Source organism: Angustibacter sp. McL0619 (assembly GCF_049994355.1).
Classification (GTDB): Bacteria; Actinomycetota; Actinomycetes; order Actinomycetales; family Angustibacteraceae; genus Angustibacter.
Map to the genome: position 1 here is coordinate 3,534,086 of NZ_CP188257.1, position 12,197 is coordinate 3,546,282.

The 12,197-nt window shown below is 67.3% G+C and carries 9 protein-coding genes; 3 read left to right on the forward strand and 6 right to left on the reverse strand.

The features are described from left to right. Positions 1–112: 112 nt before the first annotated feature. Positions 113–466, reverse strand: a complete 354-nt coding sequence (locus ACPPVT_RS16340; RefSeq protein ID WP_426562063.1) for a hypothetical protein — start codon at positions 464–466, stop codon at positions 113–115. Between the two features lie 486 nt (positions 467–952). Between ACPPVT_RS16340 and ACPPVT_RS16345 the strand changes: the two genes are divergently transcribed. Then, positions 953–2,260 (forward strand): phage tail sheath family protein, encoded by a 1,308-nt coding sequence (locus tag ACPPVT_RS16345; RefSeq protein WP_426562065.1) that lies wholly within the window; start codon positions 953–955, stop codon positions 2,258–2,260. Here the strand turns inward: ACPPVT_RS16345 and ACPPVT_RS16350 are convergent. Both ACPPVT_RS16350 and ACPPVT_RS16355 read right to left on the reverse strand, forming a co-directional pair. Beyond that, positions 2,211–4,664: a caspase, EACC1-associated type gene (locus ACPPVT_RS16350; RefSeq protein WP_426562067.1), complete on the reverse strand. Its 2,454-nt coding sequence runs from the start codon at positions 4,662–4,664 to the stop codon at positions 2,211–2,213. The two genes, ACPPVT_RS16345 and ACPPVT_RS16350, sit on opposite strands and share 50 nt — an antisense overlap. After that, the gene (locus ACPPVT_RS16355) at positions 4,639–5,034 is read right to left on the reverse strand and encodes an effector-associated constant component EACC1 (protein WP_426562069.1); all 396 of its coding nucleotides are present in this window, start codon (positions 5,032–5,034) and stop codon (positions 4,639–4,641) included. The genes ACPPVT_RS16350 and ACPPVT_RS16355 overlap by 26 nt, the downstream gene beginning before the upstream one ends. A gap of 45 nt (positions 5,035–5,079) precedes the next feature. On the opposite strand from ACPPVT_RS16355, the gene ACPPVT_RS16360 reads away from it, so the two are divergent. Together ACPPVT_RS16360 and ACPPVT_RS16365 are read left to right on the forward strand one after the other, a co-directional pair. Continuing rightward, on the forward strand, positions 5,080–6,972 hold the full coding sequence (locus ACPPVT_RS16360; protein WP_426562070.1) for a putative baseplate assembly protein: 1,893 nt from the start codon (positions 5,080–5,082) through the stop codon (positions 6,970–6,972). Further along, positions 6,969–7,484 (forward strand): phage tail protein, encoded by a 516-nt coding sequence (locus tag ACPPVT_RS16365; protein WP_426562072.1) that lies wholly within the window; start codon positions 6,969–6,971, stop codon positions 7,482–7,484. Before ACPPVT_RS16360 ends, ACPPVT_RS16365 begins: the two co-directional genes overlap by 4 nt. Before the next feature lie 118 nt (positions 7,485–7,602). Here the strand turns inward: ACPPVT_RS16365 and ACPPVT_RS16370 are convergent, their stop codons facing one another. From ACPPVT_RS16370 to ACPPVT_RS16380, 3 genes are all read right to left on the reverse strand, one after another. Next, positions 7,603–9,264 (reverse strand): peroxidase family protein, encoded by a 1,662-nt coding sequence (locus ACPPVT_RS16370; protein ID WP_426562074.1) that lies wholly within the window; start codon positions 9,262–9,264, stop codon positions 7,603–7,605. 219 nt (positions 9,265–9,483) lie between these two features. Beyond that, positions 9,484–10,128: a LuxR C-terminal-related transcriptional regulator gene (locus ACPPVT_RS16375; RefSeq protein ID WP_426562076.1), complete on the reverse strand. Its 645-nt coding sequence runs from the start codon at positions 10,126–10,128 to the stop codon at positions 9,484–9,486. After that, the gene (locus tag ACPPVT_RS16380; RefSeq protein ID WP_426562078.1) at positions 10,116–12,110 is read right to left on the reverse strand and encodes a sensor histidine kinase; all 1,995 of its coding nucleotides are present in this window, start codon (positions 12,108–12,110) and stop codon (positions 10,116–10,118) included. Before ACPPVT_RS16380 ends, ACPPVT_RS16375 begins: the two co-directional genes overlap by 13 nt. Positions 12,111–12,197: the final 87 nt, after the last annotated feature.

Genomic DNA, 12,197 nt, shown 5'->3' on the forward strand with positions numbered 1-12,197 from the left:
GGCGCCGTGGCGCATGAACAGACCACGCTGCGCTGCCTCCCACATCTAGTAGGTTCCAGAACGAGGCGCACCTAGGTGTACCCGGCTGTGGGTGGTGGCGCGTCGAGTACATCTAGCGCTGCAGCCTCAGCACCAGGGTTCCGGTGCCGTCTTCATTCTCATCAAGGGTGCCGTCCCCGCTGCCGGTCCGGAACTGTCCCGAGCCGCCGGTCACGGCAAGGACCTTGTGCGGTGGCGGGGCGTTGACGAAAGCGAAGGTGATGGTGCCCCGCCCCTTCAGCCGCACGACACCAGTGCAGTTGGCGAGGCCGTTGGGATCGACCAGGACGCAGCTCCCGATTTCGTCCCCGACGCCCTTGCCGCCCTGCTGCAGCCGGTCATGGAAGACGATGACGTCCGCGGCCGATGGTCCGGGGGCGCCGAGATCGGTGTAGTTGAACGGGCTGAAGACCACGTGGAAGGTCATGGCCCCGCTGTGTGGTGCCGACGCCTGTTCCGCGCTCGCGCTCGCCGTGTGGCCCGAGCCTTGGAGAAGGAGTGCGACCGCTGCGACGGTCACCCCTGCCGTCATGGTTCGTGTTGATCTGCGCACCGTGTTCTCCTGACTGCGGCCGGCGAGGCTGCCGACCTGACGTCGACGGGAGCCCGCCGCACCGGGGCGCCGCGGGCGCTGGTCTGCTGAGTGTGCGCGAGACCGTGGGCCCCGACAACCCAACCAACCTGGACAGGGCCGCCCTTCATGGGCGGCGCGAGGTCCGACGGAGAGCTGGATCTGGGTTTCCTCGCACAGCGACTCTCGATGGCATCGAGGGGCCGCGAGCTCACCCTCGACCTCAACAAGGACTAGCAGCCCGAAAATGACCAAGGCCCCGAACCCACTTCCACAGGTTCGGGCCTTGCCGACGTCCTGGGCATCACATCCGGAGCGTGCGTCACGGCCTCGAACAGACGTGTGTCGATCGCCTCGCTTTCGGGCTCCTCGCTTGCGGAAGACCGGGTGCGTGGCACCAACGTCGCTGAGCGCCAGGTCGGCGACTGTCCGCTCGACCAGTGCCAGACTGGCTCTGGTCCGCTCTATTGTGACCACGTGCGTCCTGCTAGCCCCGGCGTCTACGTCGATGTCCTGGTGCCGTTCTCCGGCCCGGTGCACGAGGCCGTGACGCACCGGGACCGAACCGCTCTTGGGGAGTTTCCACCGCGCCAGCGATGGAGCGGGGCGAGCACCGTGGCGGCGTTCCTGGGTCAAGCGGAGCTTGGCCCCTATGACCGCCCGATACTTCTGAGCGACTGGCGGCAGTTCGACGATACCTTCGGTCAGCGGCGGGACGGCATGCACCTTTCGACCGCCGTCCACGGGTTCTTCGCGAACGGCGGCACGCAATGCTACGTCGTGCGCCTCGAGGGGTACGACGTCAGTGCGGCCCTGGAGGAGCTGGACCGGCTCGACATCGCTCTGTACTGCGCCCCGGACCTGACCTCGGCTCCAGACACAGCGGCACAGCGCACCGCGAGCCTCTGCCTAGTGCAGGCGTGCGAGCTCCGTGGCGACAGGATCGTCGTCCTGGATGCTCCGCCGGACCTGTCCCCATCGGCTGTGAAGGAGTGGAGGTTGAACGTCGGTTTGGATTCTTCGCTAGCTGCGCTCTACTACCCGTGGTTGAAGGTGCGCGACCCAGATTTGGGGTTCGCGGAGTTGGCTCCGCCGTCCGGACACGTTGCCGGGCTGATTGCCCGGACTGACGCAACGCGAGGGTTCCACCAGTCCCCGGGCAACGAGACGGTCCGGGACGCCGACGATCTGGCAATCGACCTGTCCCAGCACGAGCTGGACCTGCTCACCCCTGTCGGCATCAACGCCTTGGTGCGCTCACCGTCGCGCGGTGTCGTGATGTGGGGAGCCCGCACCCTGTCGAGCGACCCGGCGTGGCGCTACCTTCGCCGTGCTCGCTTGGTGTCGTTTACGATCGGTAGCATTCGGCGAGGCACCGACTGGGTGATCCTCCGGCGCGCCGACCGCTCCACCCGCGCACAGGTCGCTTCGGAAGTGGCCGACCTACTTCACCTGCTATGGCGGGGGGCGCGCTCGCCGGAGACACCACCAATGAGGCCTACTCGGTCGCATATGACGACGAAAGCGGTGATGAAGGCGAGTTCTCGGTTGACTGTGTCCTTGCCGCCGACCCTGGCCTGTCAGTCCACCTACGCGTCCACTACGTCTGTGAGGCCTGATCAGATCGATCAAGCCTGCCGATCTCGCTGAGGTGGAACAGCGCCGCCGTGGTGCCGATCTCGCGCAGGGCATCGACCGCGGCGTCAGCTGCTGGTGGAGGAGCCTCGGTCAGTCCGATCAGTTCAGGGACAACGGCACCTCCCATGCCAACGGCGGCCCTGACTGATGCGCTCCGCCGGAGCGAGGCGTCGCTGTGCATCGCTCTGGCGACAGCGGGAACAGCCTCTGGGTATAGGCCCGCCAGTGAGTCCGCCGCAGCCTCCCGACAGATGACGTCGTCGTCGCCGAGCATGTGCTCAAGGCCGCCCAACGCTCGCGGCATGCGCATTCCACCCAGGACCGTTGCTGCAGCGGCCCGGACGCCCGCCTCCGAAGCGCCGAGGCACTCGATGAGCCCATCCGTCGCGGGCGCACCCACGACAGTCAGCCCCAGCGCAGCGGCCTCACGCGCCTCGCGGTCGTCGGACCGAAGCGCGTCGAGCAGGGCCGGAACGGCTGCATCCCCCTGACGCCCAAGGGCCTGGGCGGCTGCCACCCGAAGGCTCCGTCGTGGCGATCGGAGGCTGGTGGCCAGAGCCGGGACGACCTCCCGACCCATCGCCGAGAGCGCTGCGAGTGCGGCATGCCCGACGCGATCCTCGTGCGCGAGTGCCTCGGTCAGCGCGGGGACTGCTGGCGCACCGATAGCGGCGAGCGCTGCGACGGCGCACCACCAGACCTCGGCGTCGTCGCTTTCGAGAGACTGGACCAGGACGCCCACCGCCTCTGCGCTGCCTCGCTGACCCAACGCGCGAGCGGCGGACATTCGTACCGAGCGAGGCCCTTCGGCGAGCGCCCGGACCAGCACCGGGACGGCACGATCAGCGGCGCCGAGATCCCCCAATGCTTCCGCCGCGCGCCAGCCTTCCTCGTGGAACCCGTCGAAGCCGTACCCCATGCCCGCGCCGCTCTCGGCGGCCCGAGCGAGGCTCGCAAGCAGACCATCGAGGGAAACGGCCCCGGCGTCGACAAGGCCCCGTAGAGGCACTCGCGCCCGTTCTGCTGCGGTGGGATCGTCGGACAAGGTGGCGCGCCGAAGGGCGGCACGTGCTGGCCCCAGTTCGCCACCACGGATATGGCTCTCCCCCAGAGCGACCTCAGCGCGGGCCGACCAGCCGGGATACCCCCACTCGGCCACGCGCCTGAGCCAACTCTGCGTCGCCGGTTCGTCACCGGCGCTCCGCATCAGCTCGGCGCACGCGAACGCCCCGCGCGGCGAGTACTCGGGATGTCCCGCGTCAGCGGCAAACTCGTAGGCGGCAAGAGCGGCCTTGGTATCACGCAGCCTGTTGCGGAGGTCGCCGAGGTCGCAGGCAGCACGCGGAGCCCATTCCGGGTGGCCGTCGTCCACTACCACTTGATAAGCAATCGTCGCAGCGCCGAGGTCCCCTTGACGCTCCAGCAGCACGCCCAGACGATGGGCGGCCATCGTCGAGCAGTCACCCGCACCGGCATTGCTTAGCGTCCGATATGCGCGAGTCGCTTCGTACAGATCATTCCGGCGTTCCATCGCCAAGGCCGACAACAGGTTTCGGGTTCCGCCGGGCGACCCTTCAGCCACCACCGCCGTGGCGGCGCGGGCAACGGCGCTCGAGAACGCCGGCCATGGCCCGTGACCTTGGTCAACATCCACCCCGGCGCTCTCCTGCGAGGCCAGGGCCAGGGCCATCGTGAGCTCACCCACGGCCTGATCGAAGCTGCGCTGCGGGGTGGAGCCTGCCACTTCGCGCAATCGATCGCGGACGTAGTGGTACACATCGTCGATGGAGATCAGCCCGTCGCGATCGCTGTCGGGCGCCGCTCCCGTCAACGCCTGGGCCAGGTGGTGCGTGAAGGGGCTCGGTTCTGAAGCCGCGTCTGCATCGGAGGACAGCTGGGCGCGACGCGAGCTCGTCAGCACAAAGCGACCCTCCCCAGCAAGCCGGCGTGGCAGGACCGCCCCGCTCTTGAAGCTCCCCGAATAGCAGCAGTCCAAGACCACGATCTTGGCGCGGGCTCGGCACGCGGCGATCATCTGGCTGATATCGGCGGCACTAACGGCCGAGGAGACGAGCCTGTCAGTGAGCGTGTCCTGCACGCACAAGTAGAGCTCGTCCTCAAGGTTGAGCCTGCCGTGGCCGCTGAAGTAGATCAGCAGTTGGTCGCTGCGACGGCCGTCGGCGAAGAAGTCGTCGAGGGTGGACAGAATCTCGGCCCTCGTCCGGTTGGTCAGAACGGTCACCTCGTCCGGTCGATGCAGTCCGGTCTGCGGATGCGTCAGCGCCGCCTGCATCACCGGCAGGTCGTACTGCGGACCGCTGAGCGTCGGGAGTTGGTCAGGGTCGCGCGGGTATTGCCAGTTCGCGATGAGCAGGGCTCGGTAGTGGCGGTCATCCGCCATGCGGAAGCCGTTCAAGTGCCGAGGTCAAGGCCGACGTCATGGCACTGTCGCTCACTGTGGTGCCGTCGACCTCAACACTGACCTCCCGGTTGCCTTCCCGGAAAGTCAGCTTGAGTTGTCGGCTTCGGTCTCGCGACAACCAAGCGCGGATCACCTCGACAGCTGCGGTGATCGCTCCGGAAGTACCGAGGGCGATGATGAGCGACTCCGCGCCCGCCTTGTGACCCGGCGAGGGGATCTCCTCGCGTCGCACGTCATCGAGGTCGGCGTCCTGCAGTCCGCGACGCAGAGCGATCACCTGGGCACGCCAACCAGGGTCGTCGGGCGAGAAATCGGTGCTCGCGGGCTCGACCAAGACTTCCAGGAGCGAGGGATGGGTCCCCACGGTGCGATTCTTCCGCTTTCCTACCCATCGGTCCATACTGCAGCCATGGTCGACGAGCCGCGCCTCGACGACAGACGGTTCCAGGATCTCGTCGATGATGCCCGGCGGATTCTCGGCTCCCGGGTCGCTGGTGCCGGTCCCGCCGGCGAGGAGTCGGCGTTGGCGCTGATCGAGGCAGCTGCGCTGATGGTCGACCAGCTTCTCTTTCGTGTGAACCAGCTGCCGTCGCGGATGCAAGCTTCGTTGGTGGAACTCATTGGGATCCACCCCTATCCCGCACGCGCGGCCCAAACCGTGATGAACTTCTGGACGTCGACCGGGCTGGCCGACGACCTGGTTATCCCATCAGCGACACAGGTCTCCGTGCCGCATGGGCCAACCTTCACGACGCGACGGGCGCTGCGCTTGGCCGCGGTCCACTCGACCCGCGTCCTGGTCCGCCGAGCAGGGGTGGACCTCGAGCTGTCGGCACAACAAGCCGTTGACGATGTCCCCTCGGTCGGCGACGCCTTGCTGGTCGCGCTGTCCGACCCGGCACCCCACTGCATGGTCAAGCTGGACGTCACCTGTTCCGAGGGGCCCGTGGGAGTTGACCCGATGTCCCCACCTCTCACGTGGGAGGCAACGGTTGGCGACCAGTGGCTTCCCTGCGAGCTCCTGCTGGACGAGACCGGGGGCTTGGCACGGTCCGGGTCGGTAGTTGTGCACCTTCCCCGCGAGCATCACCAGCAGGTGATTGCCGATCACCAGGCTGCGTGGGTGCGAGGCCGCATCACCGAACCCGAGCCGGGAATGCCCCCCTACCTTCGCTTTCCTGTGGTTTCGGCGGTCGAGGCCGCCACCGTGGGCGGCAGCATCGAGGCTGTGCACGGTTTCGTGGTCCCCGAGGAACTGCTTGGCACGTCGTCCGGCCAGCCGGGACAGTCCTTCCGCATGCGCGCTCCCACCGCGATCGACCCCGATGACACCGTCATCGTGGAAGTGTTCGAGCACGACTCATGGGTCACTTGGCGGCTGGTATCCAGCTTTGCCGACAGCGCCGCGAACGACCGGGTCGTGCACCTGGCGGCGGGCAACGGGCTGCTGTTGTTCGGTCCGTCGGTCCGCCAGCCTGACGGCAGCATCCAGCAGTACGGCGCGGTGCCGGTCGAGGGCGCGCTGGTGCGGATACGCAACCACCTGGTCGGGGGTGGCCGCGCCGGGAATGTCGCCCAGGGGATGATCACCGTCCTCGAGACATCGATCCCCTACATCTCGAGGGTCGATAACCCGGTCCGTGCGATTGGCGGTCACGATGCCGAGTCAGCCGAGGAGGTGCGACGCCGAATACCCCTGACCCTTCGTAGCCGCGGCCGCGCGGTGACGAGCGACGACTTCGAGTATCTCGCCCGCGAAGCGGCTCCGGAACTCGCCCGCGTCCACTGCATCGCCAACGAGAGCGCCGGCTCCGCCACTGTGCTGGTCGTACCATGGATCGTCGAGGGCTCCGGCCGCATGGCGTTCCTGGACCTTGTGCCCGACCAGGTGCTGCTTGAACGGGTCAGGGACTACCTCGACGACCGTCGCATCGTCGGAACACGGCTGCTGGTGGAGCCCCCCGTATATCACGGCGTCACCATCGTGGCGATGATCAGAGGCACCAACCAAGTCCGTCCGGAAATCCTTCGGGACGCGGCCCTTGAGGCGCTCTACGGGTACTACCACCCCACGCGTGGTGGGCCCGCGGGCGACGGCTGGCCGTTCGGGCGGCCGGTGGTGCTCGGGGAGGTGTTCGCCGTGCTGCAACGGGTGCCCGGCGTCGACGTTGTCGAGGATGTGGCCCTCTTCCCGGCCGACCCGCGCACCGGGCACCGGGGAGAGTCCACGCAGCGCATCGAGTTGGGCAGAGGCAGCCTGGTCTTCTCCTTCGAGCACCAGATCAAGGTGGTCGGCCCGTGAGTGAACTCGACCTCACCTGGTGGCAGCTTCAAGAGTGGGAGGTGGCCTCGGTTGCCCATGCGATGAGCAAGATGGTCGAGCCGGTAGAGCAGCTCCTGGACCGCTTCGGCGACTATCTCGATCCCGCGACTGCGCCACCGCAACTGGTGAACTGGCTGAGCAGCTCCATCGGGATCGGGCTTAGCGCCGAGGCGCCCCATCAGCAGCAACGCCTCCTAGCAGCCGCGCCGGAGATGCTGTTGGCCTGGGGGACGGCCCATGGGATCAGGCTCCTGGTTAGCAGCTTTCTCGATGTCGAGTACGAGGACGTCTACCTGGACGAGAACGGGGCGTCAGGCGTCTCGGCGCAACCAGGGGGCCGCATGCCAGGCAGCACACCACCCCATCTCCACGTTCGCGTCCGCGTACCGAGTGACTCCCCCCACGACTCACGCACCCTGCAACAGCTACTGGCAGCCGCAGTCCCGGCCACCGTTCCGTTCGACGTTCAGCTCGAAGAGCAAGTCCCATAGGAGTTGGCTGACGGGCCTATCCCCCGCGGAGGAGATCCAACACCTCACCAACCTCGATACCGGCGGCGGTGGTTGACCTGTAACCGGTACCTAGGCCTTGTCCACCGCAAGGAGAGGTTCAGCGAGATGACTGCGGCGGCGTCCTGCCTGAGTTTGGGATCGACGCGACGTCGGCCCACTGGAAGCTGGCAAAGACTGACTTTGGTTCCCGCGCGTTCCGGGCCACGATCTGCTGTAGGGACGTCGTCTCGTCGATGATCTTGAGGCCTGTTCTCGTGAAGGTCGCCTCGTTGAAGACGTTCTTGGCCAGCAAGGGGTTCGTCAGCGCTTGAGTGAACGCGTCATATCCCACCATGGTGGTCAGCAACTCACCAACGAAGAAGTCGTCGGGATAGTCCTCGGCGAAGACCCCGACGTACCACTCGAGCTTGTCGACATCGTCTCCGTAGAGGGCCTTGAGGCGTTCTTGTACTTCGACGTCCTTGGTCAGCTGGTCGTAGTCCGTGAGCGGCGACAGCCCGAACTGACGGCGGTAGTCATTGAACGACCGGAGGTTCGCCTGACGCATGAGCGCGATCGTGCGCTCCTCAACCGCTGGATAGGCCGCGTCCTTCCGGTCGACAAGGAAGGCGGGGCTGTTGAACAAGCCGACCTTCGCGGCGCGAGATCGCGAGCACTGGGCGATCAGCCACTCGACACCCTTCGACACCACCACATCGTTGTTGTCCCTGAGGAATCCCTTGCTGTCGCTCACACCGTCGTCCGTCGTGATCGTGTCCGGCACCATCGAGTGCCAGCGATACAAGAGGTTGAACTCGATGGCGATCCAGTTCGACCTGTTCCAGTTCTTTCCGTCCGCCATCGCAGGGATGAGCTTGATCGGTGGATCGTCCGGTGCGATGTGCCCGATGTACTCCTCGACGACCAGCTTCAGCAGGAGGACCATCACGATGTTTCGGGTCGTCTGGAACAGCCGCTCGTCAAGGTCGGCGCGGCTTAGCGGACGACTCCACTGCGGCCGCTCGGTCCTTCGCTCGTACTCCTTCTCCAAGATGCCGGCGATGCGGTTGTGCTCGCGGACGAAGACTACGTCCAGAGCGATGCTGCCGACGGTGGAGTTTCCGTGCTCCAGCCCGACGGCGAAGAACAGGTCCTTCTGCCGGTCGGAGACACCGTTGAGGAGGACGTTCATCAGGAAGTCCTCATCGTGAAGCCCTTCGAACTCCGGCTTGACCGAGTGCGACCCCGTGGAGGTGCGCTCGAAGTAGAAGGGCGGGTATTCCTGACCGTCGATCTGTTGGGACTTCAGCCGCCCCCGGTCCATCTCGCGCAGCATGCGCGTCTGGGCCTCCGACAACCCGTAGATCTGGCAGAAGTCGATCTCCTGGGTGGACGTGTTCTTTCGCCAGTCGGTCCGGTCGGTTCTGAGAAAGCTGTCGGTGAACCACTGCGCGAAGAACATGAACATAACGCTGGTGTCCGTCGACGGAATCTCTCCACCCGGCTTGCGCCTGAAGAGCTCCTTGACGTCGGCTTCACTGGGCAGCCCGACGGCGCCGGGATTGGCCGGGGGCAGGTGCCGTCCGGTGAACGTCCGGTCGGTGAGGCTCAGCCAGCTGGTGTAGTCGCTCGCCAGGGTGAAGGGCCTGGGTCGTGGTGGAGTGGCGTTTGCCAGCTGGCCCACCAGCAGCTCAGTGACCAGCTTGGGCCCGAACGGCACATGGCGCAGTGCCCCGAAGACCCCCGGGAGAAATCGATCCAGCGCACGCGGAATCTGCATCTTGCCCTCCGGCGACCTTGCCTCGTGTGCTCAGGATCGTGGTCATCGGGTTCAGCGTCAACGCCGCCACCGGTGAACTCTTACCAGAGCTCACCCTTCGACCGGCGGCGCGCCGAACTGGGAGCCGGTCGAGTGGGCGACGCATCTGACCTCCGACCCGCGCGATTTCATCGCCCTACTCGAGCGGGTGGGCTCGGACCGACTGTGCGCTCCGTACGGTCAGCGACGCAGCCAGGCCAGTACGGCGAGAACCCGCCGGTGCTCGTCGGCGGTGGGATGCAGCTCCAGCTTGGTCATGATCCTGGCGATGTGGCTCTCGACCGTACGCAGGTCTATGACCAGGTCTGCGGCGATCGCGGCGTTCGACCGGCCCTGGGCTATCAGCTCCAGCACCCCTCGCTCGCGGGCGCTGAGCCTGTCGAGCTCGTCGGCGAGACCGGTGTTCCCCATCAGGTGCGAGACCACCGCCGGGTCGAGCACGGTGCCGCCGGCAAGGATGGTGTGCATCGCCTGGACGAGCACGTCGACATCGATCACCCGGTCCTTGAGCAGGTAGCCGAACCGTTGCGGGTGGGCACGCGCCAGGTCCGCCACGTACCGGCTCTCCAGGGACTGGGACAGCAGCAGGATGCCGAGTTCGGGGTGTCGCTCGCGGAGCTCGACCGCGGCGCGCGCGCCTTCGTGGGTGTACGTCGGCGGCATCCTGATGTCGATGACGGCAAGGTCTGGCCGGTGTTCGTCGACGGTCGCGATCAGACCAATGGCGTCCCCGACCGCCGCGACCACCTCCGTGCCGGTCTCCGCCAGCAGCCGGGTGAGTCCGTCCCGCAGGAGCCCGGAGTCGTCAGCGATCACGACGCGCACGGGAGCACCGCCTGGATGCTCGTCCCGGCACCAGCCGGGGAGTCGATTACCAACGTGCCGCCCGCCGCCTCGACCCGGTCGCGCATGCCCCGAAGCCCAGGCCCGTCGGGATTGGCCGCGCCGTGTCCGTCGTCGCGGATCCGGATTCGCAGCTGGCAGTCGTGCTGGTGCACCTCGACCGTTACCCGGGTGGCATGCGCGTGCTTCTGTGCGTTGACCAGTGACTCGCAGATCACGAGCCAGGCGGTGAACTCGAGAGCCGGGTCGAGTCGCGGAACCTCCACCTCGAGGTGAAGGTCGACCGGCGAGTGCCGGGCGAGGTCGTCGAGCGCCGCGGGCAGGCCGCCGTCGGACAAAGCTGCCGGGTGCAGGCCGTTGGCCAGGTCGCGGAGCTCGCGGACCGCCGACTGCGCTGCAGTCGCGCCGTCGGAGAGGGCCTGGCGCATGCGTTCATCGTTGCCACTCAGGTGGGCGGATCTGAGCTCCATCGCCAGCGCGAGGAGCTGCTGCTGTGCCCCGTCGTGGAGGTCGCGCTCGATCCGCCGGCGCTCGGTGCGCTGGGCTTCCGCGAGTCGGCGACGCGAGCTCTCGACGTCGCCGAGCCGGCGGGCGAGCTCCGCACGGAGGCCGGCGTTGTCCAGCTCGGCTGCAGCGATTCGGGCGCCCGCACTGACCACCTCGGCGTCCGTGCGTGTCGGGTCGTAGCCGATCCGGGCCACGATCTGACCGTGCCGCGCAACGCCCACCCAGTCGACCATCTTGGGCGGTGCCAGTCCGGCGTCTGTGACCCACGTGTCCGGCCGGGCACCCGGATAGGCCACCGCGACTGACGGATCATCGAACGCCCGACGGAACAACGCCGCGAGATCGCGGCCGGCCCGCTCATCCGCGAGCTCGGCTCCAACCAGGCGGACGGCGTCGTACCGCCGCCGGTTGAATCGCCGGTCTATGAGCTCCTGGATCGCACGCCGAGCCGGTGCAGCGATGGCCGCGACGACGAGGGCACCCACCGTGGCAGCGACCGCCGGCGAGGTCGACCAGCGCTGGGCACCGCGCGCGCCGAACCACACGATCAGTCCGTAGGTCCCTATCAGCAGCAAGCTGAGCAGGACATAGGTCGTGGTCCGGGCAAGGATTCGCTCGACGTCGTACAGGTGGTACCGGGTGATCGACAGTCCGGCAGCGATCGGGATGAGCACGACGAACCCGCCGGTCGACGCCACCGTGCCGACCGAGCTTCCAGCGTTCGAGGCGACGAACGCCGCGACGACGAAGACGGGCAGGGGCACCACGACCAGGGCGAGCCAGAGCAGTTGGCGTTTCTCGTCGCCACGGGCGCGACGCCAGCGGAGCAGGAGCGACACACCGGAGGCGACCAGGCCGGCGGCCACGAGCAGGACCAGGCCATACTCGACCCAAGCGGACGCCGGCTGGATCACCGGCACGGCCCAGGGGTTCTCGATATCCTGGAACGGCGATTCAAACGGGTCCGTCTTCAGAAGGCCCAGCAGGAACGCCACCGCACCAGCACCGACGACGACCCGGCCGAGCGCGCGCCAGCGTGGGGAGAGATAGGTGCCTGTAGGGGTGAGGAGCAGGATCAACGCCACGAGGACGAACCACGGGATCCAGGTGGCGTCGTTGACCGCCGCGACAGCGCCCGTTGCGGGCAGCGACCCCGGCCGCGCCAATTGGCCCCACTCGATCCAGGCCTCGAGAGGTCCGGAGACCAGGATCATGGCGCTCAAGGCAAGGAAGAGCCAACCGACAGGGTGTCGCGGCTCGGTACGGACGATCGCGAACCCCACCACTGCGGCCGAGGCGACGCCCAGCAGCAGGACCCAGGTCTCCCCGCCGAAGCTGACCACGTCCGCATGGCCTGCACGCACGAGCAACCGGTCCGAGACCAACCCCACGAGCAGGACGCTGGCCTCGATCGCGACGACCGAGGTCGCGATCCACCGTGCCCGGTGCGCACCCACCTTCGAATGCTGACACCAAATCACGGCTTCCGTATCCGTGATCGCACGGAACCTTCGTCGGGGTGGGCACGCCACCACAGTTCCGAG

What these genes read in the sequence shown, in the direction of transcription:
- ACPPVT_RS16340 (WP_426562063.1), bottom strand. Translation starts at nt 466, where the DNA reads ATGACCTTCCACGTGGTCTTCAGCCCGTTCAACTACACCGATCTCGGC.
- ACPPVT_RS16360 (WP_426562070.1), top strand. Translation starts at nt 5,080, where the DNA reads ATGGTCGACGAGCCGCGCCTCGACGACAGACGGTTCCAGGATCTCGTC.
- ACPPVT_RS16370 (WP_426562074.1), bottom strand. Translation starts at nt 9,264, where the DNA reads ATGCAGATTCCGCGTGCGCTGGATCGATTTCTCCCGGGGGTCTTCGGG.